Origin of the sequence: Archangium lipolyticum (assembly GCF_024623785.1) — a bacterium.
GTDB lineage: Bacteria > Myxococcota > Myxococcia > Myxococcales > Myxococcaceae > Archangium > Archangium lipolyticum.
Map to the genome: position 1 here is coordinate 1 of NZ_JANKBZ010000030.1, position 25,594 is coordinate 25,594.

Consider the following 25,594-nt stretch of genomic DNA (forward strand, 5'->3'; position numbering starts at 1 on the left):
CGCCGGGCGCCAACGGCTCGTCCGCTTACTTGTCGAGCGGGTCATCGTGCTGGGGGAGGACGTCACCATCGAGCATGCCGTGCCCCTCTCCGGTCGTTTTTGTCGTTTGCGTCCTGATGATCGACGTGTTCGCCTGTCTGCGGTGTGGAGGCAGGCTCACTCAGGGGATGGCCCGAGATGATGGGCCGCTCACCGACGCCCGAAGACCTCGTGGTCCCCATGCCCCGGCCGACCAACCGAGGCCCCCGCGTGGAGTTCGGCGGAATGCGGACGGACCACCACTCCTACAAGCGGCTGGTGAAGGACATGGAGGCGCTCGGCCCGCGGCACCGGCGGGGGGCATGACCTGCGCCGACAAAGAAAAAGGCCCCAGGTTCCAGAGAACCTGAGGCCCTGAAGAGTGGAGGCGGCGGGAATCGAACCCGCGTCCGAAAGCCTTCCGTCCTTTGACCCTACGTGCGTAGTCCGCGGTTTGTTACGTCCCGCAGGCTCCCACGGACGGGATCCTACGAGCCGGTCCTGGTTGATCTCACCGCCGAGAGTCCAGGCACCCTCGACGGCCAGCCCGCATTATGACGGTCCTACCCCACCCCACGGGCCGAGAGCGGGAGGACCGCGCACTAGGAACTGTTGTTAGGCAGCCAGCGCGAGCTCAACGTTGTCGTTGGCTTTTGTGTCTTTGTCGGTGGTTTTACGAGCGAACCAACAAGCTCGGCACGCGTCTCGAACTTCCATGCCCCCGTCGAAACCAGGTCGCCCCCTTCGGGCACTTCAACTTCGCTCACTTCCTCGTTGCTCCATTCACCTTAACCGCTGACGGCACCGGGTCAATCCTTCTGACGACCCCCGGTGTCGTTCTCCAACACCCACTTCCCACGCACGCCCGCCCGTGGGAATAGCAACCAGGCTGCTACGTTCTCCGGCCCCCACCTCGTGGGTGCTTCAGCGACATGAGAACGCGCATGACCCAACGCCTCCTTCCCCTCCTGCTCCTCTTGCTGGGAGTCGCCCTCCCGGCCGCAGCCGAGCAGGTCCCCGCTTCCCCCTTCTTCCCCTACCCCATGCAGGTCGACCGCCTCCCCAACGGGCTCACGGTCGTCCGCGTGCCCTTCAAGTCGCCCGGCCTCATCGCCTACCAGACCGTGGTGCGCGTGGGCTCTCGCAACGAGGTCGAGCCCGGCCGCACCGGCTTCGCCCACTTCTTCGAGCACATGATGTTCAAGGGCACGAAGAACTTCCCCGAGGGCGAGCGCGAGAAGGTCATCAGCACCTACGGCTTCGATGACAACGCCTTCACCTCCGACGACATCACCGTCTACCACTCGTACGGCCCCACCGCCGGCCTCGAGAAGCTCGTGGAGATCGAGGCCGACCGCTTCCGCAACCTCGAGTACTCCGAGCCCTCCTTCCAGACCGAGGCCCTCGCAGTGCTCGGCGAGTACCACAAGAACGCCGCCCAGCCCTACCTGAAGATCGAGGAGGAGCTCGGCCGCACCGCCTTCACCAAGCACACCTACGGGCACACCACGCTCGGCTACTACGAAGACGTCAAGGCCATGCCCCAGGCCTACCAGTACAGCCGCACCTTCTTCGAGCGCTGGTACACCCCGGACAACGTCCTCCTCTTCGTCGTCGGCGACTTCGATGACGACAAGCTCATGCAGGCCGTGCGCAAGCACTACGGCCCGTGGGATCGCAAGGTCGCCTCCGTCAACGTGCCCACCGAGCCGCCCCAGACCAAGGAGCGCTCCGTCCACATCGACTGGCCCCAGAGCACCCAGCCCCGCCACTTCCATGCCTGGCGCACCCCCGCGGCCCGGCTCGACACCGCCAACGCCGCCATCCAGGCCGTGCTCGCCGACTACCTCGTGGGCTCCACCAGCCCCCTCTACAAGGAGCTCGTGCTGGACAAGCAGCTCGCCCAGGACATCGGCAGCGACTTCGGCCTCCACCGCGACCCGCACCTCTTCAGTGTCGTCGCCGTCCTCCAGAAGGAAGAGAACCGCGCCGCCGTGGCCAGCGCCTTCAACGCCGCGGTGAAGGAGCTCGCCACCGGCAAGGTGGATGCCTCCCGCGTCGAGGCCATCAAGAGCAACACCCGCTATGGCCTCCTCATGGGCATGGAGACGGCCAAGTCCGTGGCCACCCAGCTCTCCGTGTACGCCGGCATCTACGGCACGCCCGACGCGCTCGCCCGCCACTACCAGAGGGTCTCCGAGGTGAAGCCCTCCGACCTCGTCACCTTCGCCAAGAAGTACCTCACCGCCGCCAACCGCACCGTGCTCACCCTCACCCCCAAGACGGCCGGAGGTCAGAAGTGATGCGTTCCCTCATGTCCCGCTCCCTCTTCCTCTCCGCCGCGCTGAGCCTCGGCGGCTGCGCCACCACCTCCCAGACCTCTCCCCCGCCCGAGGCCCCCGCGCCCCAGGCCACGCAGCAGGAGCAGGCACAGGCCCCCGCCGAGCCCCAGGTTCCGGCCACCGTGCCCTCGGTGCCCCTCCACCGGCCCGCGCCCATGCAGCTCGTCGTGCAGGCCAATCCCGCCAGCCCCATCGTCAGCTTCCGGCTCGTCTTCCACTCGGGCTCGGTGGATGACCCGAAGGGCAAGGAGGGCCTCACCGCCCTCACCGCCGACGTTCTCTCCGAAGGTGGCACGCGCAGCCTCACCTCCGCCCAGCTCCTCGAGGCCCTCTTCCCCATGGCCGCCGAGCTGAACGCCTCCACCGACAAGGAGCTCACCGTCTTCTCCGGCCGCGTCCACAAGGACCACCTGGCCCGCTTCCTCGACATCTTCACCGACGTGCTCCTCGCGCCCCGTTTCTCCCCGCAGGAGTTCGAGCGGCTCCGCGCCCGCGCCCTCAGCGACGTGCGCAACGGGCTGCGCAGCGAGAACGACGAGATGCTCGGCAAGGTGGCCCTCGATGCCCTCCTCTACCAGGGCCACCCCTACGCGCACTTCGTGGGCGGCACCGAGAAGGGTCTGGAGTCCATCACCCTCGACGACGTGAAGGCCCATGCCGCCCGCGTCTTCACCCAGGACCGGCTCGTCATCGGACTCGCCGGCCCCGTGGACGAGGCGCTCCAGAAGACCGTCGTCTCGCGCCTGTCCGCCCTCCCGGCCACCGGCGCGCCCCGCGTGGAGCTGCCGCCCGTGCCCACCACCGCCGGCCGCGCCATCGTGGTGCAGAAGCCCACCCTCTCCACCGCCGTCTCCCTGGGCTACGTCACCCCCATGCGCCGCGGGGATCCGGACTTCTTCCCCGTGTCCTTCGCCCTCTCGTACCTCGGTGAGCACCGCCAGTCCTCCGGCGTCCTCTTCAGCGAGCTGCGTGAGAAGCGCGGCCTCAACTACGGCGACTACGCCTACGCCGAGCACTTCATCGAGCACCCCGGCACCACCTACAACCGCACCAACATCGCGCGCACCCAGCAGGACGTCACCGTGTGGATCCGCCCGGTGGTGCCCGGCAATGGAATGTTCGCCACACGCGGCGCCCTCTACTTCCTCGACCGGCTGGTGAAGCAGGGCATCCCCCAGGACCAGTTCGAGCTCCGCCGCGGCTTCCTCCTCGGCTACACCCGCCTGTGGGAGCAGACCGATCAGCGCCGGCTCGGGTACGCCATCGACTCGCTCTTCTACGGCACGCCGGACTTCCTGGAGCAGTACCGCGCCGCGCTCGCGAAGATGACTCCCGAGTCCGTCCAGGCCGCCGTCCGCCGGCAGATCCGCCCCGAGTCCCTCAACTTCGCCTTCGTCACCCAGGACGCCGACGGGCTCGCGAAGCTGTTGAAGGAGCAGCCTCCCTCTCCCATCTCCTATGCCTCGCCCAAGCCGCCCGAGCTCCTCAACGAGGACAAGGCCATCATCGCCCTGCCCCTTCCCATCCGGGCCGATGCCGTCCAGGTCGTGCCCGCGCAGACCTTCATGGAGAAGTAGCGCACGGCTGTAGTGCTTCCGGACACTCCCGAGGGGGTTTTCTTCCGCCCCCCGGGAGTGGGTGGTATGAGCCGCCACGACAGGCCCGAATTTCCGGGCCTCTCCCTGGGAGCGGTCCTTGCGAAGCGCAGCAACCCGACTCGCAGTGGTGTGCCTGCTGCTGGCCGGTATGGCCGCGCGGGCGGACCATGATCCCTTCGCGCGCGGCTTCGACGCCGTGCCGCTGAAGGCCACCCCTGCCCAGAGGAGTGGCATCGCCCTCGAAGGCGCCGCGGCCGACCCCGCCGGCAGCTTCCGGGGTGCCCTCCTCTTCGACTACAACCGCGGCATCCTCGCCCTCAAGCTGGGCGACGAGAAGCTGGGAGATCTCCTCCCCTACCGGCTCGACGCGCACGCGCTCTTCGCCTGGCAGCTCCACCGCCGGCTGGAGATCGCCGCGGACGTGCCCTTCACCCTCACCCAGGGTGACCGCTTCCAGTTGCTGCGCGATGCCCTCAACGCCCAGGACTTCCCCGGCGCCGCCGGCGTGAACACGTACGGCTTCGGCGACGTGCGGCTCCAGCCCCGCGCCTTCCTCCTGCTGCCCGAGGACTTCCCCGTGGGCGTCGCGCTCTCCGCCGAGGTGCGCCTGCCCACCGGGAATGGCGACAGCTTCCTCGGTGAGCGCAGCGTCCTGGTGGCCCCGCGGCTCGCCGTGGAGCGCGCCTTCGGCCCCGTGCGCGTGCTCGGCAACCTGGGCCTGCGCCTGCGCCCCCAGCATGCCCAGTACCTCAACCTCTACGTCGGCAACGAGGTGACCTTCGGCGCTGGCGCCATCGTGGACCTGCCCGACGTCGGCCCCCTCTTCAACGTGCAGGCCATCGCCGAGATGCACCTCGCCACGCCCACCTCCGCCCCCTTCAACTTCCGCCAGGCCGACTCCCTCAAGACGCCCTGGGAGGTGCTCGGCGGCGTGCGCGCCCACCTCTACCAGGGCTGGGGCCTGGAGCTGGACGTGGGCCGCGGCGTGACGCTCGGCAGCGGCTACGGCCGCGAGGAGCTGCGCGTCATCTTCGCCCTCCGCTACGACGAGACGTTCCTCGACTCCGACGGAGATGGCGTCCGCGACTCGTTCGACAAGTGCCCCAACGAGCTCGAGGACACCGACGGCTTCCAGGACAACGACGGCTGCCCGGAGCCGGACAACGATGGCGATGGCGTCGTCGACGGCCAGGACCAGTGCCCGGATTCCGCCGGCGACCCGGCCCAGGGTGGTTGTGGTGACGCCGATGGGGATGGTGTGCCCGACGGCCAGGATCTCTGCCCCGACAAGGCCGGCCCCAAGGGCTATGACGGCTGCCCCGACGCCGATGGCGACGAGGTGCCCGACAACGTCGACGAGTGCCCCGACCAGTCCGGCACTCCCGAGGCCGATGGCTGCCCCATCGACAACCCGCCGCTCGTGGTCGTCGAGTCCGACCGCATCCGCATCAAGGGCAACATCCTCTTCGAGACGGGCTCCGCCACCATCCAGAAGCAGTCGCTCAAGCTGCTCGACGAGGTGGCCATCGTGCTCGCACGCAACCCCGAGCTCGGGCCCGTCCTCATCGAGGGTCACACCGACAACGTCGGCTCCGACACCCTCAACCTGAACCTGTCCCAGCGGCGCGCCCAGTCCGTCATGAACTACCTCATCTCCAAGGACATCGACGCCGAGCGCCTGCGCGCCAAGGGCTTCGGTGAGTCCAGGCCCATCGCCACCAATGGCACGTCGCTCGGCCGCGCCAAGAACCGCCGCGTCGAGTTCCGTCTCATCAAGTCCGAGGTGGAGACGCCCGCGCGCACCGTGCCCGCGGAGAAGAAGGGCACGGGCAACGACAAGGGCAACGGCGGAAAGCAGTAGAGGGGCTCGCCCGGGGAGGTACCAGCGGGTGGAGGGGTGGGCAATCCCAGCCCCCTCCCCCCTATAGTGCGGGAAACCACCCCGCTTCCCCACTCCCGGAGTCGAGATGTCGAAGAGTCCCCGCCTGGCGTCCCAGGGTCTGAGTCACCAGGATGTGCTCTCGCGGATGCGCGAGATGCGCACCGAGGATGCCCGTTGGCAGGAGGGGCGGACCTGGAGCCTCGTCTACAACGCGGGCGAGGATCTCCGCCGTCTGGCCGCCGAGGCGTACACCGAGTTCATGTCCGAGAACGGCCTCAGCCCCCTGGCCTTCCCCAGCCTGAGGCGCTTCGAAGCCGAGGTGCTCACCATCGCGGCGGAGCTCTTCCACGGCGAGACCGCCGCGGGGACCATGACGTCCGGAGGCACCGAGTCCATCCTCATGGCCGTCAAGACGGCCCGGGACTTCGCTCGCGCCGAGCGCGGCATCTCCGAGCCGGAGATGGTGCTGCCCGCCACCGTCCACCCCGCCTTCCAGAAGGCCGCCCACTACTTCGGGGTGAAGGCCATCAACGTCCCCGTGGGGCCCGACTTCCGCGCGGACGTGGCCGCCATGCGCGCCGCCATCGGCCCTCGCACCGTGCTCGTCGTCGGCTCCGCTCCCGCCTACCCGCACGGGGTGATCGATCCCATCTCCGAGCTCGCCGCCCTGGCCCAGGAGAAGGGTGTCCTCTGCCACGTGGATGCCTGCCTCGGCGGCTTCCTCCTGCCCTTCGCCAGGCGGCTCGGCCACGCCATTCCCGACTTCGACTTCGCCGTGCCCGGCGTCACCAGCCTCTCGGCGGACCTGCACAAGTACGGCTACGCCGCCAAGGGCGCCTCCATCGTCCTCTACCGCACCCCCGAGCTGCGCCGGCACCAGTTCTTCACCTTCGCCAACTGGAGCGGCGGCATCTACGCCTCGCCCTCCATGGCCGGCACCCGCCCCGGTGGTGCCATCGCCGCCGCCTGGGCCGTCCTCAAGTACCTCGGCGAGGAGGGCTACCTGCGACTGGCCGGCACGGTGCTCGACACCTCGAGGGCCCTGCGCGAGGGCATCGCCGCCATCCCCGGGCTGAAGCTGCTGGGAGACCCCCGGCTCAGCGTCTTCGCCTTCTCCTCGGACTCCCTGGACGTGTACGCGCTGGGCGATGCCATGGAGGCCCGCGGCTGGAAGCTGGACCGGCAGATGATGCCCCCCGCGCTGCACCTCATGGTGACGCCCGCCCATGCCGCCGTGGTCGAGCCCTTCCTCGCGGACCTGCGCGCGTGCGCCGCCAGCCTCGCCTCCGGTGAGCCCGCTCCGGACGGCAGTGCCGCCATGTACGGCATGCTGGGCGCCATCCCCGACAAGAGCGAGGCCGAGGGCTTCATCCTCCAGTTCATGGACGCGCTGTACGCCAACGAGTGATGGAACAGGCCGGGGGGCCACCATGCATCCGACGCCGACGACGTGGGGAGTGGTGCTGTGCGCCGTGATGTTCGCGCTTCCGGTGGGGGCGGAGGAGCCCTCGCCGGAGGCACTGGAGGCTCCCGGAACCGGGGTGGAGGCGGCGCCCGCCGAGCCTCCCCGGACGGGGTGGCACGTGCTGGGCCTGCCGCTCGTCAGCTTCAACAGCGACGAGGGCTTCGGCTACGGCGCGCGGCTGATGCTGGTGGACTCGGGCGACGGCAGCCAGCGGCCCTACCGCTACTCCGTGGTGGCGCAGTTCTTCCAGTCCACGCGCGGCATCGCCCAGCACCGCCTCATGCTGGATGCGCCCAGCTTCCTCTCGTCGTCCTGGCGGCTGGGCGTGAGCCTGAGCATGCTCAATGACCGCTTCTCTCCGTACTTCGGCCTGGGCGGCGGAGCGGCCTACGTGCCGGCCTTCGAAGCGTGCGAGGACCGGAAGGCGCTGGAGTCGGACCCGAATGTCTGCCCGGGCAACCCGGACTTCCGCGGCCTGCGGTACTACAACTTCGAGCAGCGCACCCTCCCGAGCGTGGTGCTGAACGCGCGCCGGCCCCTGAGCGGTCCCTGGCAGGTGGCGCTGGGCTACCGCTTCCGCCTCACCACGGTGCGCACGCGCTACGGCGCGGAGGACCTCGGACAGGCCCGGGACTCGCGGGTGGTGGAGGACGCCCGCGCGGGGCTGCTCTCGGGGCTCGATGGCGTCGAGGACGGGGAGGCCGTCTCCCGCACGGCCGAGGTGACGGCGAGCCTGCTCCTGGACACGCGCGACAACGAGCCCGCCCCGGTGCGCGGCATGTTCCACGAGCTCGCGCTGCGCGGGGCCTCCACCGTCACGGGGAGTGGTTCGAATTACTGGGGGGCCACGGCCAACCTGCGCTTCTACCACCCCTTGGTGAGCGACCGGCTCGTGGCCGCCCTGCGGCTCTTCGTCGATGTGATGGGCGGTGACGTGCCCTTCTACCACCTGTCCTCGTTCGGCGGCGTGGAGTGGCTCGACGGTTGGGGCGGCATCGGCGGCGTGTACACCGCGCGCGGCATCCTGAAGAACCGGCTGCAGGGGCAGGCGAAGGCGCTCGCCAACGGGGAGCTGCGCTGGAACTTCCTCTCGGTGTCACCCTGGCAGCAGCGCCTGGACTTCACCCTCATCGCCTTCTTCGACGCGGGGCAGGCCTGGACGGATCTCCGCTTCGCCGATGGCGGCCTCCCCCGCTATGGCGGCGGCGGCGGCCTGCGCATCGCCTGGCAGAACGACTTCATCCTCCGCGTGGACTACGGCATCAGCCCTCGCGACGGCACCACGGGCTTCTACCTGGACTTCGGCCACATGTTCTGAGCCCGGCGCGGCATCACCGCTTCTCCAGGACGACGGCGTAGAACTCGATGCCGACGCCCTCGTGGTCCTCCTCCGTGATGTGCTCGGGCGGCAGGCCCAGGAACTCCCGGACCGTCAGCACCCCCATGGCATCCGGCTTCCAGGGCTCGCAGAACTCCAGGTACTCGTCGAGCGAGTACAGCTGGAACGACTCCCCCATCCGCTGGAACATGCCCACGAACTGCTCCCACCGGGGCGTCGTCTTGTCCGGGGCCTTCGTCTCGAACGTGGTGAAGAGCTTCGAGCCCGGTGCCACCTGGTCATAGAGGTCCCGGTAGAACTTCCGGTTCTCCTCGGCCGACAGGAACACGCCGATGCCACTGCCGCCGATGGCGAGCCGGCGCTCGCCGCCCAGGAACGACTGGACGTCGGGCCGCTGGAGGAGCTCCCCCGCCTTCTTGATGTCGCACTCCAGGTAGCGCACCCGCGGGTTGTCCCCGAGGAGCGCCCGCCCCTGGGCGATCGTCAGCGGGTTGATGTCGGAATAGAGCACCCGGGCTTGTGGCATCACCGCATGGACGTGATCGCCGGTCGGCAGCCCCGAGGCGAAGTCCACCCAGTGCGTGAAGCCCTCCGACGACAAGCGCCGGGCCGCAGCCTGCAGGCACGCCCGCAGCATCCGCATCCACTTCCGGGTGGAGGGCACCAGCGAGTACATGTACTCGGCCGCCTGGCGATCGGCTGGGAAGTTGTGCGACCCTCCCAGGGTGTAGTCGTAGATGCGCGCCGCGTTCGGCACCTCCGGGTTCACTCCCGGGATGCGGGCCAGCTCTTCCACGTTCATCCGCTCCTCCGTCACAAGCCCAGGGCCTGTTCGATGCGCCGGCGCAGCGCGGCCTCGTCCAGCATGCCCCGCTGCGCGTCCACCACCCGCCCCTCCCTGTCCAGGAAGTAGAGCGTCGGCAACGCCGTCACCTGGAAGGCCGCCGCCATCTCGTCCGGCGCGTACACCACGTACGGCGCCAGCTCCGGCATCCGGCTCAGGATGAATTCCTGCACGAACATCGGCGCGTCCGGCATCTCGTCCCGGCTCGCCGCCACGAACACCAGCCCCTTCCCCTCGTACTCCTTGGCCAGCTTCACCAGCGACGGCATCTCCGCCTGACACGGCGGGCACCACGTCGCCCAGAAGTCCAGCATCACCACCTTGCCCTTCAAGTCCGCCAGCGACAGCGTCCCGCCCTCGTACCGCTCCAGCTTCATCGTGGGCGCCGCCATGCCGTCCGACGCCAGCCTCGCCCTCAGCGCCTCCTGCACCCCCAGGTACGCCAGCGCCCCCACCCCGCACAGCCCCGTCACCAACAGTAGCACCCAGCTCCACCCGTGACGTTCCGGCTTCGGCCCGCTCCCCGTGCCCTCCTGCCCCACTCCGGGCCGCTGCCCGTCGCCTGCGTTTCCCTGCTCCGTCACGTGCGTCCACTCCTCGTCGTCGTCAATACCCGGTGCACCTGCTTCAACACCCGCCGCACTCCTCGCCGCACCCCCGGCCTCGCCACCACCCACTCCGCCAGCCCCGGCCCATACCGGTAGTACACCCGGATGAATTCCCGCCCCACCCCGTGGCGCCGCAGCACCTCGTCCCGGAACTCCCGGAACGCCACCAGCTCCGGCGCTCCCTCTCCGAACGCCGCCGTCACCACGAAGCACGAGCTGGCCGGCGAAATCCACATCAGCCGGTTGTTCGTCAGGTTCACCACCGCCTTCAGCTCGCGCGCCTCGGTGTACAGGAAGACCAGCAGATCCCTCCGCGCCACCGGGAAGTCCTCGCCGCTCGCCTCCTCGAACTCGATGCGCGAGCCACCCGCGCCCCTCACCTCGTCCACCGTGAAGAAGAAGCGCTTGGAGCTGCTCTTGTGCTCGATCTCCAGCCCGCGCAGCTCGCCGAAGTACGCCAGGAAGGGCGTGTTGCACGCCGGGCACACGTAGCGGCGCGTCCCCGGCCCCGGCACGTACCCGTAATCGTTGATGCGCTTGCAGCCCGTGTTGGGGCAGATGAGCTTCACCTGCGCCACCGGCTCCTGCCTCGGGTCGTACCGCGAGGCCCCCGTCGCCCGGTCGTACACCGGCGCCACCACCGTCTCCTTCGTCCCCAGCGCCCGCGTGGGGTGCGCCACCCGCTCCAGCTCCAGCGCCCGCCGCCACGCCTCCTCGGCCTGCACCAGCCGCCCGTCCACCGAGTGCACCAGCGCCTCGCCATGCGCCTTCAGCGCCTCGAGGATGCGCTCCGTGCCCTCCCGGCGCCCCACGTCCCGCTCCACCGCCAGCCCCAGCGCCAGCACCTTCTCCAGCTCCGGCAGCAACCCCTCCGCCGCCTTCCTCGCCGGGTCCTCCAACCGGTGGTACACCGGGGGCTCCGGCATCCGGGCGAAGAGCGCCAGCGCCTGCGCGCGCAGCTGCTCCTGCGCCTCCTGCGCTCGGGGAATGGACAGTGTCACCGCCCTCTGCTGGGCGGCCTGGAAGAGCTCGTCGGGCTGCAAGGCCGACGCACATTAGAGGGCCCCCCGCCCGCTGTCAGCGCTCTTCCCCTCCCCTCGCCGGAAACTGGCCACCTCCCCCACCTCGATGTATGAGGTGGTAGGAGGATGTGAACAATGGGCTTCCTGAAGTTCCTGGTGTGGACGGGTTGCGCGGTGGGGCTCGGAGTCTTCCTGGCGACAGCGGACATCGATGGCCGCTCGCCCCTGGAGTACGTGCAGCGGCAGTGGAAGCGCCACGTGCAGCCGTCCCAGGTGGACCGGCAGGTGGATCGGGTGAAGGACGGCCTGCGCGAGGCGATCGACGAGGCCAAGGTCACCGTCGACCGGACGACGAAGCAACAGGCCAAGGCGACGCCGCGCGAGCGCATCACCAACGAGGATCGCGCGGCCATCGATCGGATCATCGCCCAGAAGAAGTAGCTTTCCCCACCTTCGCCAGCCGCCCCGCTTCCCCCCGCGTGCCCCCCTCCCTAGCTTCTCCCGAGGTGGCTGGGGTGGAGGCGGGACGATGGTCGGTGGACGGTGGTGGGTGGGGGTCTCGCTGGCGCTGTTGTGTGGCCTGGGAACACCGGCCTGGGGCGCCCGGCAGGAGACGAATCGGCGGCTGTGGGTGGAGGCGCAACAGCGCAGCGTCCGCAAGGAGCGCTCCATCCTCAGTCAGGTAGCGCAGGCGGCCATGCCCGCGGTGGTGTCCATCACCACACGCCAGGCGAGCACCGGCGCCGAGGGGGAGTCGCAGAAGGGCATCGGCTCCGGGCTCATCATCCACGAGGACGGGTACATCCTCACGAGCGCCCACGTCATCGAGGGCGCCGAGGACATCACCATCTCCGTCTACTCCGAGCGGGGCTACCCCGAGGACTTCCCCGCCGAGCTGGTGGGAGAGGACACGCGCACGGACTTCGCGCTGTTGAAGATCCACGCGCCCCGGAAGCTGCCCGTGCTGAAGCTGTCCTCGGCCACGCGGGTGGAGGTGGGAGATCACGTCGTGGTGATCGGCAACCCGTTCGGGCTGGCGCACTCGGTGACGGCGGGCGTGGTGAGCGCCAAGGGCCGCACGGACGTGACGCCCAACGGGCGGGACGGCGACTTCGACTACATGCAGGTGGACGCCTCCATCAACCCGGGCAACTCGGGCGGACCGGTGTTGGATCTGAACGGGGACGTGGTGGCCATCGCCAACGCGGTGAACGTGGCGGGCCAGGGCATCGGCTTCGCCATCCCGGTGGACATCGCCAAGGCGATCATCCCGCACCTGCGCAAGTACGGGCGGGTGCGCCGCGGGTGGATGGGCGTGTCCGTGCAGGACTGCACCCCCACGGTCGTCGAGGCCTACGGGCTGGTCCACGCCCGGGGCGTGGTGGTGTCCGAGGTGCAGGATGGAGGCCCCGCCGCGCGCGCCGGGCTTCAGGTGGGAGACGTCATCGAGGGCCTGGACACCGGCCGGGTGGAGCGCGCCCACAAGCTGCGCTGGCAGGTGGCGGCCCGGGGGGTGGGCCGGAACGTGGTGCTCCACGTCCGCCGGGGGGAGCGCCCCATGAAGCTGCGGGTGAGGCTCGAGGACATGCCCGGGGAGGTGGATCAGCTGGCCCCGGCCGTCGCCACGCCGTCGTTCCATGGGCCCGAGGAGGCGCCGGGGACGGGGGGTGGAGGTGCCGAGGGGCAGGCGAACGGCCGTGCCCCTGGTGGAAAAGCTCCCACCCCGTGAGCTGGAAAACGGGGGTTGCGCCCGCATCCCCGCCTGCCTCCTTGCGTTCCGTTTCGGCCAGCGCTACACGATGCGCCTTTGCAAGCCTCGCGGGTTCTCCGCATGGAGATGCGGGGCAGCGTTTCGCAACAGGAGCATTTCCATGGCTGATGCACAGAAGACGACCCTGAAGGCTTGGCCGCGCCAGGCCAAGGGCGGTGGCAAGAAGGCGTGCAGCGTCGAGGGCTGCAAGCGCCCCTACCGCGCCAAGAGCTACTGCTTCTTCCACTTCAAGAAGTGGCGGCAGGGTGAGCTGCCCCACTCCCGCTACCGCACCTGCTCCAAGCCGGACTGCCGCGTGAAGGTGCTCAAGGGCGGTCTGTGCGAGAAGCACTACAACGAGACGTACAAGCCGGCCGCCGCGGCCTAGCCGTTCCGGTCCGGGCCTCGCGAGGGCGCTCCCTTCCCGGGAGTGCCCTTGCCCCCGGCCATCGCTCGTCCCAGGTGCTTGAAGGCCGTGAGCCACAGCTCCGCCTCGCGCTGGGTGAGCCTCGCACGCAACAGACTCCGCTCCAGCTCACGCAGGATGTGATCCGGCGCCTGCGGGTTGAGGAACTGCGCCTCCAGCATCACCTGGCGCATCCGCTCGCTCAGCGCGTGCACCGTCCCCATCTTCGCGCCCTCCTCCACCGCCGGGGCCGCCTGCTCGGCTGGCTTCCGGCCCTCGCGCGAGCACAGGTAGAGCAGCACCGCCGCCGCCTGCGCCAGGTTCATCGAGGGCTGCACCTCGCTGGTGGGGATGACGAGGATGTCGGTGCAGAACGCCAGCTCCTCGTTGGACAGCCCCCGCTGTTCGCCGCCGAGCACCAGCGCCACCCTCCCCCGCTGGCTGTGATCCGCCAGCCGGGCCATCGCCTCCTCCGGGGTGAGGGCCGTCCGCCCGTCCAACTGGGTGCGAGAAGTGGTGCCAACCGCGTACACGCAGTCCTTGAGGGCCTCGGGCAGGTTCCGGGCCACGGACATGGCGTCCAACACCGCGTCACCCTTGACCGCGAGCCGCTCGGCCCCTCGGAAGGCGTAGGTGGCGGGATCTGAGAGGATGAGACGCGAGAATCCGAAATTGGCCATCACCCGGGCCACCGCCCCGAGGTTCTCGGGTGATCGTGTCTGGTGGAGGATGACGGTCATGTTGTCGGCCGCGAGCATGCCTCCGAGTTTAGCTTTCCGTGTCAGACCCGCATCGGTATATTCCCGGGTGATGCGTCGCTGGGTCGCTGGCCTGCTCCTATCTCTCGTTACCCTGACGGGTTGTGGCGTCGGGGGTGCCCCCGTGCGCGCTTCCATCGGTGCGCGGCAGGCACTCACCAGCCCTCCCGAGATGCTCGAGTTCGAGAGCCCCTCCACCCGCCTGGAGCTGTACCGCGAGGTGGCCCGCCTCTCCGAAATGGAGTCGGGCCAGGCCGCGCAGGCGCTGGTGCTGTTCCCCATCAGTCAGAGCGGTGAGCTGGTGGCCGCTCCGGGCTTCGAGGCCCGCACGGATCTGCTCCAGTCTCCGGACGCGGGCGCGCCGCTGCAGCTGAGCTTCGATGGCCGGGCGGGCGAGCGCTGGCCGGAGGATCGCCGCGAGAGCCTGCAGGGTCTCTCCGAACGCGAGGCGGCCGAGCTGGTGGCCCGGACGCTGCTCGCCCACTGGAAGATCAATCCCGCGGGCGTCGTGCAGGTGGATCGCGCCTCGGGCGCGCCGTACGCGGCGGCGTACGTGGATGGAATCCTGCGTATCAATCCCGCTTTCCTGTACATGGCGGCGGCCTACGGTCCCGCTTCCCAGGCGGGCGCGGTCCAGTAGAGTCGCGCCTCCTTTCGCGCCCCGTGTCGGGGCCCCGAGGCGCCTCTCGTGAACACCTCCGCACTCCACGCGCAGCTTCCGCACACCCTCCGGCAGACGCACCTGTCAGCCCTGGGCCAGCACTACCAGGGCAAGGTCCGTGACACCTACCGCCAGGGCGACCGGCTCGTCCTGGTCACCTCGGACCGGTTGTCCGCGTTCGACCACGTGCTCACCACCATCCCCTTCAAGGGCGAGGTGCTCAACCGTCTGGCCACGTTCTGGTTCGAGCGCACGAAGCACATCGTCGCCAACCACGTGCTGGACGTGCCGGACGCGAACGTGACCGTGGCGCGCGCCTGCGAGCCCTTCGCCGTGGAAGTGGTGGTCCGTGGATACCTGACGGGCAGCCTGTGGCGCGACTACCAGAAGGGCACGCACACGGCTTACGGGGTGCCCTTCCCGGACTCGATGCGCAAGGACGAGGCCTTCCCCTCCCCCATCATCACCCCGTCCACCAAGGCGCAGTACGGACAGCATGACGAGCCCATCTCCGAGAAGGAGATCCTCGCGAAGAACCTGGCCAGCGCGCGCGACTGGGCCCGCATCACCGAGGCGGCCCGGGGGCTGTTCCTCGAGGGCCAGAAGTGGGCGCGCACCCGCGGGTTGATCCTCGTGGATACGAAGTACGAGTTCGGCAAGGTGGGCGATGACCTGTACGTCATCGATGAGATCCACACGCCGGACTCGAGCCGTTACTGGGTGGCCGACGAGTACGAGGCGCGCTTCTCCAAGGGTGAGGACCAGCGGATGCTGGACAAGGAGAACATCCGCCAGTGGCTCATCCGCGAGCGCGGCTTCCAGGGCCACGGCACGCCGCCGGCGATTCCGGATGAGGTGCGCGTGTCGCTCGCGGAGAAGTACATCGCGGCCTACGAGCGGATTACCGGCACGACGCTGGAGCTGAACGTGGGGGATGTGCACGCGCGCATCGAGAAGAACCTGAAGGCGCGCGGGTATCTCTAGAGTGAAGACCCTCACCCCAGCCCTCTCCCAGAGGGAGAGGGGGCATACACGGTGAGGAACCTGGTTGGACCCTCTCCCCCTGGGAGAGGGACGGGGTGAGGGTATGGGGTGGACTCGGGTTCCACCCCTCCTCCGTCACTACTCGCTCCGCCCGAAGACCCGCTGGAAGATGTCGTCCACGTGCTTGATGTGGTAGCCGGCCGAGAAGCAGTCCTCGATCTCCGCTGGCGTCATCACCTTCAGCAGATCCTGATCCTCCAGCAGCGCCTTGCGGAAGGACACGCCCTGCTCGTACATGCGCATGGCGTTGCGCTGGACGATGACGTACGCCGCCTGGCGATCCATCCCCTTGCGCGCCAGCTCCAGCAGGATGCGCTGTGAGTTCACCACGCCGCCGAGCAGCTCCAGGTTCTTCTGCATCTGCTCCGGGTAGACGCGCAGGTTCTCCATCAGCCCGGAGAAGCGGTGCAGCATGAAGTCCGCCACGATCGTCGCGTCCGGGCCGATCACCCGCTCCACCGACGAGTGCGAGATGTCCCGCTCGTGCCAGAGCGCCACGTCATCCAGCGCGCTCACCGCGTAGCCGCGCAGCAGCCGGGCCAGGCCCGACAGGTTCTCCGAGAGGATGGGGTTGCGCTTGTGCGGCATCGCGCTCGAGCCCTTCTGGCCCGGGGTGAAGGGCTCCTCGGCCTCGCGCACCTCGGTGCGCTGCAGGTGGCGGATCTCCACGGCGAACTTCTCGATGCTCGCGCCCAGCAGCGCCAGCGCGGAGAAGAACTCGGCGTGCCTGTCGCGCTGGACGATCTGACTGGAGGCCGGCGCGGGCGACAGCCCGAGCTTCTTGCACGCGAACACCTCCACCGCCGGAGGCAGGTGCGCGAACGTGCCCACGGCGCCGGAGATCTTCCCCACGGCGATGACCTCGCGGGCCCGGAGCAGACGGGCCTCGGCGCGGCGCAGCTCGTCGTACCAGATGGCCAGCTTGTGGCCGAAGGTGATGGGCTCGGCGTGGATGCCGTGGCTGCGGCCCATCATCACCGTGCGCTTGTGCTCGAAGGCGCGCTTCTCCACCGCGGCCATGGCGCGCCCCACGCCTTGGAGGAGGAGGTCCGCCGCGTCGCGCAGCGTCATCCCCAGCGAGGTGTCCAGCACGTCCGAGGACGTCATGCCCAGGTGCAGCCAGCGCGCGCTCGGCCCGATGCGCTCCTCCATGAAGGTGAGGAACGCGATGACGTCGTGCTTGGTGGTGCGCTCGATCTCCTCGATGCGAGCGACATCCGCCTCGGTGAAGTCACCGGCACGCGAGAGGCAGTCCTGGAGCGCCTCGCGCGGCGCGATGCCGTGCTCCACCATGCCCTCCAGGGCGGCCAGCTCCACGTCGCGCCAGCGGCGCATGCGGGCCACGTCGGACCAGAGGGAAGACATCTCCTTGCGGCTGTAACGAGGAATCACTCGAAGACCCTCACGGGGAAGTCCCGCTTCGCCGCGAACCGGAGCAGCTCCAACACCACGTCCTTGGAGCCGCCCAGCTTCCCGGCGGCGGAGAGGTTGACGGCCAGGTCCAACCCCTCGGGCTGCGATACCGCCAGCGCACCGGGGTCGACCTTCTCGTGGATGATGCGATTGGCCAGCCGTCCCGCCTGCTGCCCGATGGCGGTGGGGCTGGGAGCGAGCGCCACCGTGGCACCCTCCCGAACCTGGCTGGGAGTGAGCCCCACCAGCGGCAGGCGTTGGGCACTGGCGAAGGAGATGAGCTGCTGGACGACGGCGGCGTTGCCCACCGTCTTGTCCGCCACCATCAGCAGCGCATCCACCTTGTCCTTGGAGCCGGCGAGCACCTTCTCCGCCTTGGCCTGCCCGTCCGCCTCGAGCGGCACGATGGAGAGGCCCAGGGTGCCCGCGGCCGACTGCGCCGCCTCCACCAGCCCGGCGGAGAAGCGCGGATCATGCAGGATGCCCACCCGCTTCGCCGTGGGGGCCAGGGACTTGAGCGCGGCCAGCTCGGGGCGGAAGTCGCTGGTGAGGGCGATGCCGGTGATGTTGGGGCCCTCCAGACCGTACTTCTCGTAGTAGGGCACCATGGCGAAGAGCACGGGCACGTCCGGGCCCAACGCGCGGCGGGCGGTGTTGGCGGCGAGCGGCCCGAGCGCCAGCACCAACGCCGGCTTCTGCGCGGCGATGCGCTGGAAGGCGCGCTCCGCGGCCTGCTTGCTCTCCTCCAGCGTCACCTCCACCACCTCGGCGTGGACCTCGGCGCCGAAGCCGGCCACCACCGCCGCATAGGGCGCGAGCGCGGCGGACTTCACCACCACCACCCGGGGACGCGCCTGCTGCGCGCTGGCCACCAGCGGCAGCACGACCCAGAGCAGGAACAGCCATCCGCACCGTCTCATCGCGACACCCCCGCGCAGCAACGGAAGCCCACCGAATGGGAACGCGCGCTGGGGACACCGTTCTTCCGGGCCGCGCAGCGCGCCGCGTACTCGGGCCGCTCGAAGGAGCCGCCCTTCAGCGTCCGATCCTGCGTGTCGCCATAGCGCGAATCGGTCCACTCGGCCACGTTGCCGGAGAGGTCCGCGATGCCATAGCCCGAGCGGCATCCCGCGAAGCTCCCCGCGCCCGTCAGCTCGCGGTACTGCCCGGGGGCAATGGCCGTGTTGCACTTCTCCACGTCGAACGTGGAGCCATACGGGAAGCGCGCGTTGCCGGGGCCCTTGCAGGCCTTCTCCCACTCGGGCTCGGTGCACAGGCGCTTGCCGAGCGTCTCGCACTCGGCCTTCGCCTCCTCCCACGTCACGCCTACCCGGGGCGGCTCACCCGCCTTGTTGGGGTACTCGAACTCGTCGATGCAGAAGGAGGCGACCTGCACGGAGGCGAGCGGGAGCTCGTCCATGCCCACCGTCGGAGTGTCGGTGCCCATCTTGAAGGCCCCACCACTCACCAAGCGCATCCCCTGCGGACACGCCCCCACGGGCGCCACGACCCCCGACGGCTCCGCTCCACCCGGGCCCGCGCCTCCCCCCTGCACTGCGGCCTCGGAGGGCTGACGGGGCTTCCACAGCAACCCGTACCCCACCGCCACGCCCACTCCGAGCCCCGCGATCGTCAGCAGCACCAGCCCCAAGGGGAAACGGGAGCGGGGCGCCGCCACGGGAACTGGCGCGGCCCGGGGAGCCGTCCGTGAGGGAGCGGCCTGCGGTGCGGGCCGGGGCTCGGCACGCGGAGCCGGACGCGGCTTGGGAGCCGGACCCGGCGCGGGCGCGGGCTTGTGGGCGTTACCCATGATCCTCGCGAGCGTCTCCGCGTCGAGCGGCTGCGTGGCGTCCGGGGGAGGCGGCTCCTCCTCCTGCTCCTTCTCCTTGGACTTCGCGGCGACCCGCTGCGCGATGCTCGCGGCGGACAGCGGCTCGGTGGGCCCACCCGACACGGGCATGTCGAGCGTGGGGGCACTCGAGATGGGCGCCTCCAGGGTTTCCCGAGGTGCTTCCAGCGTAGTCGCCCGGGGAGCCTCTCGCGTGGGGCTGCCCCCCCCCACCACGGGCACCTGGATCGTCGGGGCGGCCAGGGACGGCAGCTCCGTCGTGGGCACGGGCGGGGGCGGCATGTTCGAGCCCAGGTTGGACGCCGTCGCCAGCTCGGCCGTGAGGCTGAAGGGAACCGGCTTCGGACGCGGGCGGGGAGGCACCGGGGTCTGCGCCGCCCCCGCGGGCTTCACCGAGCCCGGCGGCCGCGGACGCGACAGGGCCGCGGAGTACTCCGCGAGGAACTCACCGGCCGTCTTCGGCCGCGCGAGCAGGTTGGCGTTGGTGGCTCGCCGGTAGAGCGCCTCCAGGCCGGGCGGCAGCTCGGACTCATAGGCCAGCAGCTCCGGCACCTGGCCCTCCTCGGGCGTCTGGCCGGTGAGCAGCTCGCCGACGATGACGGCCAGCGAGTAGAGGTCCATCCGCGTGTCGAGCTCGCCGCCCTCGGCGTACTCGGGAGCCACGTAGCACGCCGTCCGCCAGCCCTTCTGGGCCTGGATGAAGGGCAGACGGGGAATCCCCAGCGCCAGCCCGTAGTCCGTCACCTTCAGCATGTCCGGCAGGACGATGATGTTCTCGGGCTTGAGGTCCGAGTGCGGCCCGTACTTGTGGGCGCTGTCCAGGGCCTCGACGAGCTGCGCGAGGAGCGGCTCCACCTCCTTGGGGGTGAAGCGCTGTCCCTGCGCCGCGCGCTGCTCCATCATCCGCCGCAGCGTCATGCCCTCCAGCAGCTGCGTGGTGAAGAAGGGCCGGTTGCGCTCCTCGCCCTCCTCGTAGACGCGCACGTGGTGGGGGTGGGTGAGCTTCTTGCCCGCGCGCAGCGCCAGCGAGAACTGGGTGCGCTCCTCGGGCATCTGCACCAGACGGGGGTTGATGATCTTGAGCGCGACCTCGACATCCATCTCCTGGTCGAGCGCGCGGAAGACGTGACCCACCGGGCCCGGCCCGAGCACCTCGCGGATGGCGTAGCGCTTCGCGAAGACGTCCCCGGGCTTGTAGGGCGCCTCCACGCTGCCCGGACGGCGGCGAGGGGCCGCGCCGCCCGGCGCCGCTCCCGCGAGCTTCAGCCCGCAGGTGGCGCAGGATTCGCTGTTATCGGGGACAGGGCTGCCGCAGCGGTAGCAGAGCAAAACGGTCGGACTCCCGGAGGTGGGGGGACGAAACGGGGCCCTCCAGAAGGCACCCGAAACCCTCTTAACCCGCCGCGCTGACAGTGGGCAAGGAACGCGGGGTTCAACGCCCCGTCGAGCCGAAGCCACCCTCCCCTCGCTCGGTGGACTCCAGCACGGCGACCTCCTCGAGTACCGCCTGGGTCACGGGCGCCACGACCATCTGGGCGATGCGCTCGCCCCGGCGCAGGGTGAAGGGCTCGTTCGAGAGGTTGACGAGCAGGACGTGGACCTCGCCCCGGTAGTCCGCGTCGACGGTCCCCGGGGGGTTCAACACGGTGAGGCCGTGCTTGAGCGCCAGCCCCGAGCGGGGCCGCACCTGGGCCTCGTAGCCGGGCGGCAGCGCGAGGGCGAGCCCGGTGGGAACCGCCGCGCGCTCCAGCGGCCCGAGGGTGAGCTCCCCGTCGATGTCCGCGCGCAGGTCCATGCCCGCGGCGAGGGCGGTCTCGTAGCGAGGCAGAGGCAGCGGCTCGGAGTGGGTGCGCACGCGGCGCACCTTCACGGTGACGGGCGAGGACATGCGGCCCGCTGTACCACACACGTCACACGGGCGGCGTGGGCATTCAGCGCACCGTCTCGTCCGCCACGGCGTGGCGCCTGGGACGGAAGCGCAGCGGGTCCACTGGCTGCGCGGCCAGCTCGAGCTGGTAGTGCAGGTGGGGCCCGGTGGAGCGGCCGGTGTTGCCCGAGAGGGAGATGAGCTCGCCCCGCGCCACGCGCTGCCCCCGCCGCACCAGCAGCTCCGAGTTGTGGCAATAGGCCGTCGTCACCCCGCGGCCGTGGTCGATGACGAGCACCTTCCCATTCACGTCGTCCTCGCTCGCGCGACGGACCACGCCATCCGCCACCACGTGCACCTCGGAGCCCTCGCGGAGGGAGAGGTCCACGCCCGTGTGCAGCTTGCGCACGCCCAGCACGGGGTGGAGGCGGTAGCCGAAGGGGCTCGATACCGGCGTGTGCTCGGGCACGGGCCACGCGAGCCCGAAGGCCGTGGCCAGCGCGAGCGCCTGGGCGGCCGCCACGGTGGCGTCCTCGAAGCCTGGGGGCAACTGCCGGGAGAGCCGCTCCAGGCTCGGGGTGCCGCCCTCGGCCGCCACGCGCTCGAGGGCATAGCGCGCCGGGACGCGGCCGGCGAAGACGGCGGTGAGGCGGGACTCGTCCTGGGGAAAGGACTCGGCGAGGGCCTCGTGGAGCCGACGGGCGGAGGCGGCACCCCGGGCCGCGTCCAGCAGGGAGGCGGGGGGGATGCCCAGTTCCTGGGCGAGCGCGAGCGCGGGAGCCCGAGCCGCGGGTGAGAGGCCCTTCAGCGCCAGGTGGGTGCCATACGCGAGCGCCTCCGCGCCGGTGAAGGGCCGGAGGGGCGGCGTGCCGGGCGCGAGCGTGGGCGCGGACACGCCGGTGCCACTGACACCGTCGTAGTAGGCCAGCAGCGGGCGTGCGGTGCTGCGCCCTCCGAAGGCCCACGCCGAGGCCCGTCGTACCAGGGCACCAGCGGGCGTGTGGTGCCAGGCGGTCCAGAGACACAGGAGGGCCAGGGAGAAGTCGAGCAGCCCTCGGGCGTTGCGCGAGAACATGGGGCCTCCTCCTCAACGCACGAAGGACAGCAGGGGCGAGGCATCGAGCGCGGCGGCGAGCGCCAGGGGGGCCACCAGCGCGGAGCCGAGCAGCCCGTATGTGAGGGCCCGGGCGAAGCCACGCGCATGGGCCTCGGAAGCCGCATCGGCGTGCTGGAGGTTGCGCAGCACCGCGCGCCAACCGAGCCGCCACAGCAGCCCCACCAGGGCCGCGAGCGCGAGGCCCCGAGCCACCCCATCCGCCGCGCCTTCGCCGAGCAGCTCGCGCCAGGAGAGATACACCGTGCCCTGGACGAGCCGTGCCACGGTACAGGCACCCGCCACGGCCACGAGCGCGGTGGCGAGCGGGCGGATCCACCGCATCGAGGTGGGTTTGCGCAGGCACCGGGCCAGCATCGCGCGCCAGCCGTGGTGCGGAGCGACGTGGAACGTGCCCCAGGAAGGGCCCCGGGGAGCCGACTCCTCGCGGTAACCGAGCGCGGGCAGGGCGAGCACCACGTCCGCCATCAGCTCCCAGGACAGGGCGAGGGCCCGCGCCAGGATGGTGCGGCGCTCCAGGGAGAGCAGCTCCACGAGGGACTCGGTGAGGGAGTAGCGGCCCACGACGCGGTCGAACGCGGCATCGGCCAGGTCGACCACGGCGAGGAGCCGATCATCGAGCGTGTCCGCGGCCGCATGGACGCCCACGGCGATGAGCGCCAGCAGGCCAAGCGGCATGAAGGCCCAGCGGAAATGACCGAGGAAGCGCGAGAACGCGTTGAAAGGGCCCTCGGGCCGGGGGACGGTCGGCGAGCGGTTCACGCGGGGCTCCGGGAGAGGACCCGCGCATCAACGCACGAGCCCGCGGGAAGATCTTTCCTGGAAGGAGCCCGCAAAGGAAGACGCCCTCCCCCGCCGGAGCGGAGAGAGGGCGTGGACCGTGGCCCCCTACCGGAGGCCGTGCCTCTCTCCCCTCTCCCTCTGGGAGAGGGAAAGGGTGAGGGTATCCATCACGGTGTTCAAATCCCTGGGGCACCAGGTACAGGTGGAACCCGAGTCCACCCCTAGACCCTCACCCCGACCCTCTCCCAGAGGGAGAGGGAGGAAGGGAGGGGAGGTAGAACCTCAGGCCTTGGCGCCGGGCTGGGTGGCCTCGGGGGACTGAGCGGCGGCCGGGGTGGCCTCGGCGGCGGGAGCGGGGGTGCCCTGCTGAGCGGCGGCGCGCTCGGCCATGGCCTCCTTGCGCGACAGACGGATCTTCCCCGTCTTGTCGATGCTCACCACCTTCACCAGCACCTCATCGCCCTCCTTCAGCACGTCCGACACGCTCTTCACGCGCTTGTCGGACAGCTCGGAGATGTGGATGAGGCCGTCGGTGCCGGGGAACAGCTCCACGAAGGCGCCGAACTCGGCGATCTTCCGCACCGTGCCCGTGTAGATCTTCCCGATCTCCGCCTCGCGCGTGAGCGCCTGGACCATGGCGATGGCGGCCTTCACCGACTCCACGTTGGCGCTGGCGATGTCCACCCGGCCCGAGTCGTCGATGTTGATGACCGCACCCGTGCGGGCGATGATGTCCTTGATCACCTTGCCGCCCGGCCCGATGACGTTCTTGATGAACTCGGGGCGGATCTGGATGGTGGTGATGCGCGGCGCGTAGGAGCTGATCTCCTTGCGCGGCTCGGCCATCGTCTTGAGCATCTCACCCAGGATGTGCAGACGGCCCTGACGCGCCTGCTCCAGCGCGCGGCTCATGATCTCCGTGGTGAGGCCGGTGATCTTGATGTCCATCTGGATGGAGGTGATGCCCTTCGAGGTGCCGCACACCTTGAAGTCCATGTCGCCCAGGTGGTCCTCGTCGCCGAGGATGTCCGAGAGGATGGCGATCTGGTCCCCCTCCTTCACCAGGCCCATGGCGATGCCGGCCACCGGCGCCTTGATGGGGACGCCCGCGTCCATCAGCGACAGCGTGCCACCGCACACCGAGGCCATGGAGGACGAGCCGTTGGACTCGAGGATGTCCGAGACGAGCCGCACCGTGTACGGGAACTTCTCGCTGGCGGGCAGCATGTTGCGCAGCGCGCGCTCGGCCAGGGCACCGTGACCGACCTCACGCCGGCCAGGGCCGCGCAGGGGCTTGGTCTCGTTCACGCTGAACGGGGGGAAGTTGTAGTGCAGCATGAACCGCTTGAAGGACATGCCGCCGAGCAGCTCCAGGCGCTGCTCGTCCTCGGAGGTGCCCAGCGTCGTCACCACCAGCGCCTGCGTCTCGCCACGGGTGAAGATGGCGCTGCCGTGGGTGCGCGGGAGCACGCCCACCTCGCAGGTGATGTTGCGCACCTCGGCGTGACCACGGGCGCCGATGCGGCCACCGTTCACCGTCAGCGTGCGCATGTGCTCGTACTTCAGGTCCTCCACCACCTGCTTGGCGTGCTTCTCCACCTGGGAGGTGTAGCCCTCGCCCAGCTGCTCCTTGAGCTTCGCCAGGGCCTCCTTCTTGGCCTTGGAGAGCGCCTCGTAGCGGGCCGCCTTCTCCTTGATGGTGTAGCCATGGACGATGCCGTCCCAGGCCAGCGCACGCACCTTGGCCTTCAGGTCCTCGGCCACCGCGGGGATGCGGTCGTAGTTGCGCACCGTCTTGTTCAGCGCGCGCCGCAGCTCGTCCTGGAGATCCAGCGCGGGCAGGGCCGCCTGCTTGCCGAACTCGAGCGCGGCCACCATGTCCGCCTCGCTCACCTCCTCGGCACCACCCTCCACCATGACGATCGCCTCGCGGCTCACGGCCATGACGAGGTCGATGTCGGACAGCTCGCGCTGCTTGAGCGTGGGGTTGGCGATGAGCTTGCCGTCCACGCGGCCCACGCGGATGCCCGCGATGGGGCCGTTGAAGGGGATGTCCGACACCCAGAGCGCCGCGGAGGCGCCGGTGATGCCGTGGATGTCACCCTCGTGCTCCGGGTCCGCGGAGATGACGCTCGCGATGACCTGGGTCTCGTAGGCGTACCCATCCGGGAAGAGCGGACGGCAGGAGCGGTCCACGATGCGGCTGGCCAGCGTCTCCTTCTCCGTCAGGCGCCCCTCGCGCTTGAAGTAGCTGCCGGGGATGCGGCCGGCCGAGTACAGCTTCTCCTGGTACTCCACCGTGAGCGGGAGGAAGTCCACGTCCTTCTTCTCGCGCGCGCTCACCGCGGTGACGAGCAGCATGGTGTCGCCGTAGCGAACCACCACCGAGCCGTCCGCCTGCTTGGCCATGTGGCCGGTCTCGATGCTCAGCTCGGTGTCGCCAATCTTGACGCTCTTCTTCAAGTGCATATCCGTCTCGCCTTGTAACTGCCTGATGGCCACGCGACGCGTGCCCTGCCTTTTCCAAAAGGTGAGGGCCCACGCGCCTCATTGCGAGGCCTGTGGGGTGATGCGGTCGCCGGGCCTGGAACAGGCAAAGACGGGCAACCGCGGTCTGACTGCGGAGGGGCGCCTCGGAAGCGCCGGCAGGGATGAGTCGGAGCTTTGATCCCTGATCGCGCGGGCCGACCCGGCTGCATCGGTCGGCCCGTCCGAACGGAAACCAAAACCTCCGTCCACATCACGCCCTTGCTCCCTCCCTCGCCCCGCTCCTACTTCCAAACTGGGGTGCTGCGACTGCGTACCGCGACTGGCTGGAACGACTCGGGGCG

The 25,594-nt window shown here is 70.0% G+C and carries 22 protein-coding genes and 1 other RNA gene; 11 read left to right on the forward strand and 12 right to left on the reverse strand.

Going from position 1 to position 25,594, the window contains the following annotated elements:
* Nucleotides 1-219 precede the first annotated feature (219 nt).
* Entirely contained in the window at nucleotides 220-345 is a 126-nt protein-coding gene (locus NR810_RS40415) for a hypothetical protein (protein ID WP_257460463.1), read from the forward strand.
* Nucleotides 346-398: 53 nt separating this feature from the next.
* On the opposite strand, the gene ssrA is transcribed toward NR810_RS40415, so the two are convergent.
* Nucleotides 399-761: a transfer-messenger RNA gene (gene ssrA, locus NR810_RS40420) on the reverse strand.
* Between the two features lie 201 nt (nucleotides 762-962).
* Between ssrA and NR810_RS40425 the strand changes: the two genes are divergently transcribed.
* From NR810_RS40425 to NR810_RS40445, 5 genes are all read left to right on the forward strand, one after another.
* Nucleotides 963-2,321, forward strand: a complete 1,359-nt coding sequence (locus tag NR810_RS40425; RefSeq protein WP_257460464.1) for a M16 family metallopeptidase — start codon at nucleotides 963-965, stop codon at nucleotides 2,319-2,321.
* Nucleotides 2,321-3,937, forward strand: a complete 1,617-nt coding sequence (locus tag NR810_RS40430; RefSeq protein WP_257460465.1) for a M16 family metallopeptidase — start codon at nucleotides 2,321-2,323, stop codon at nucleotides 3,935-3,937. Before NR810_RS40425 ends, NR810_RS40430 begins: the two co-directional genes overlap by 1 nt.
* A 169-nt stretch (nucleotides 3,938-4,106) precedes the next feature.
* Complete coding sequence (locus NR810_RS40435) at nucleotides 4,107-5,819, forward strand: OmpA family protein (RefSeq protein ID WP_257460633.1); 1,713 nt, start codon at nucleotides 4,107-4,109, stop codon at nucleotides 5,817-5,819.
* Nucleotides 5,820-5,925: 106 nt separating this feature from the next.
* Entirely contained in the window at nucleotides 5,926-7,248 is a 1,323-nt protein-coding gene (locus tag NR810_RS40440; RefSeq protein ID WP_257460467.1) for a pyridoxal phosphate-dependent decarboxylase family protein, read from the forward strand.
* 22 nt (nucleotides 7,249-7,270) lie between these two features.
* Nucleotides 7,271-8,623 (forward strand): outer membrane protein assembly factor, encoded by a 1,353-nt coding sequence (locus NR810_RS40445; protein ID WP_257460469.1) that lies wholly within the window; start codon nucleotides 7,271-7,273, stop codon nucleotides 8,621-8,623.
* Nucleotides 8,624-8,636: 13 nt separating this feature from the next.
* On the opposite strand, the gene NR810_RS40450 is transcribed toward NR810_RS40445, so the two are convergent.
* The 3 genes from NR810_RS40450 to NR810_RS40465 are packed head-to-tail and all read right to left on the reverse strand — an operon-like array spanning nucleotide 8,637 to nucleotide 11,139.
* Nucleotides 8,637-9,446 carry an SAM-dependent methyltransferase gene (locus NR810_RS40450; protein ID WP_257460471.1) on the reverse strand — a complete coding sequence of 270 codons (810 nt, stop codon included), beginning with the start codon at nucleotides 9,444-9,446 and terminating at the stop codon, nucleotides 8,637-8,639.
* 11 nt (nucleotides 9,447-9,457) lie between these two features.
* Nucleotides 9,458-10,072: a TlpA family protein disulfide reductase gene (locus NR810_RS40455; protein ID WP_407653879.1), complete on the reverse strand. Its 615-nt coding sequence runs from the start codon at nucleotides 10,070-10,072 to the stop codon at nucleotides 9,458-9,460.
* Complete coding sequence (locus tag NR810_RS40465; protein WP_257460473.1) at nucleotides 10,069-11,139, reverse strand: CFI-box-CTERM domain-containing protein; 1,071 nt, start codon at nucleotides 11,137-11,139, stop codon at nucleotides 10,069-10,071. The genes NR810_RS40455 and NR810_RS40465 overlap by 4 nt, the downstream gene beginning before the upstream one ends.
* A gap of 114 nt (nucleotides 11,140-11,253) precedes the next feature.
* On the opposite strand from NR810_RS40465, the gene NR810_RS40470 reads away from it, so the two are divergent.
* The 3 genes from NR810_RS40470 to NR810_RS40480 all read left to right on the forward strand — a co-directional run bounded on the left by NR810_RS40470 (nucleotide 11,254) and on the right by NR810_RS40480 (nucleotide 13,256).
* The gene (locus tag NR810_RS40470) at nucleotides 11,254-11,559 is read left to right on the forward strand and encodes a hypothetical protein (protein ID WP_257460475.1); all 306 of its coding nucleotides are present in this window, start codon (nucleotides 11,254-11,256) and stop codon (nucleotides 11,557-11,559) included.
* An 88-nt stretch (nucleotides 11,560-11,647) separates the two neighbouring features.
* Nucleotides 11,648-12,847, forward strand: a complete 1,200-nt coding sequence (locus tag NR810_RS40475; protein WP_257460476.1) for a S1C family serine protease — start codon at nucleotides 11,648-11,650, stop codon at nucleotides 12,845-12,847.
* Nucleotides 12,848-12,989: 142 nt separating this feature from the next.
* On the forward strand, nucleotides 12,990-13,256 hold the full coding sequence (locus NR810_RS40480; protein WP_257460477.1) for a vegetative protein: 267 nt from the start codon (nucleotides 12,990-12,992) through the stop codon (nucleotides 13,254-13,256).
* Here NR810_RS40480 and NR810_RS40485 read toward each other — a convergent pair.
* Nucleotides 13,253-14,032 (reverse strand): RNA methyltransferase, encoded by a 780-nt coding sequence (locus NR810_RS40485; protein ID WP_257460478.1) that lies wholly within the window; start codon nucleotides 14,030-14,032, stop codon nucleotides 13,253-13,255. The two genes, NR810_RS40480 and NR810_RS40485, sit on opposite strands and share 4 nt — an antisense overlap.
* Nucleotides 14,033-14,156: 124 nt before the next feature.
* Between NR810_RS40485 and NR810_RS40490 the strand changes: the two genes are divergently transcribed.
* A complete protein-coding gene (locus tag NR810_RS40490) occupies nucleotides 14,157-14,672 on the forward strand; it encodes a hypothetical protein (protein WP_257460480.1) in 516 nt (171 codons plus the stop codon).
* A 48-nt stretch (nucleotides 14,673-14,720) separates the two neighbouring features.
* Nucleotides 14,721-15,677 carry a phosphoribosylaminoimidazolesuccinocarboxamide synthase gene (locus NR810_RS40495; protein ID WP_257460482.1) on the forward strand — a complete coding sequence of 319 codons (957 nt, stop codon included), beginning with the start codon at nucleotides 14,721-14,723 and terminating at the stop codon, nucleotides 15,675-15,677.
* Nucleotides 15,678-15,815: 138 nt separating this feature from the next.
* Here the strand turns inward: NR810_RS40495 and purB are convergent, their stop codons facing one another.
* The 7 genes from purB to pnp all read right to left on the reverse strand — a co-directional run bounded on the left by purB (nucleotide 15,816) and on the right by pnp (nucleotide 25,232).
* The gene (gene purB / locus NR810_RS40500) at nucleotides 15,816-17,129 is read right to left on the reverse strand and encodes an adenylosuccinate lyase (RefSeq protein WP_257460484.1); all 1,314 of its coding nucleotides are present in this window, start codon (nucleotides 17,127-17,129) and stop codon (nucleotides 15,816-15,818) included.
* Nucleotides 17,126-18,070 carry an ABC transporter substrate-binding protein gene (locus tag NR810_RS40505; protein WP_257460485.1) on the reverse strand — a complete coding sequence of 315 codons (945 nt, stop codon included), beginning with the start codon at nucleotides 18,068-18,070 and terminating at the stop codon, nucleotides 17,126-17,128. Before NR810_RS40505 ends, purB begins: the two co-directional genes overlap by 4 nt.
* Nucleotides 18,067-20,328 carry a protein kinase domain-containing protein gene (locus NR810_RS52365; protein WP_306818922.1) on the reverse strand — a complete coding sequence of 754 codons (2,262 nt, stop codon included), beginning with the start codon at nucleotides 20,326-20,328 and terminating at the stop codon, nucleotides 18,067-18,069. The genes NR810_RS40505 and NR810_RS52365 overlap by 4 nt, the downstream gene beginning before the upstream one ends.
* Before the next feature lie 103 nt (nucleotides 20,329-20,431).
* Entirely contained in the window at nucleotides 20,432-20,887 is a 456-nt protein-coding gene (gene dut / locus NR810_RS40520; RefSeq protein WP_257460486.1) for a dUTP diphosphatase, read from the reverse strand.
* Nucleotides 20,888-20,930: 43 nt separating this feature from the next.
* A complete protein-coding gene (locus NR810_RS40525; protein WP_257460487.1) occupies nucleotides 20,931-21,941 on the reverse strand; it encodes a M23 family metallopeptidase in 1,011 nt (336 codons plus the stop codon).
* A gap of 12 nt (nucleotides 21,942-21,953) precedes the next feature.
* On the reverse strand, nucleotides 21,954-22,742 hold the full coding sequence (locus tag NR810_RS40530) for a hypothetical protein (protein ID WP_407653880.1): 789 nt from the start codon (nucleotides 22,740-22,742) through the stop codon (nucleotides 21,954-21,956).
* Between the two features lie 303 nt (nucleotides 22,743-23,045).
* Entirely contained in the window at nucleotides 23,046-25,232 is a 2,187-nt protein-coding gene (gene pnp / locus NR810_RS40535; protein ID WP_257460489.1) for a polyribonucleotide nucleotidyltransferase, read from the reverse strand.
* Nucleotides 25,233-25,594 lie beyond the last annotated feature (362 nt).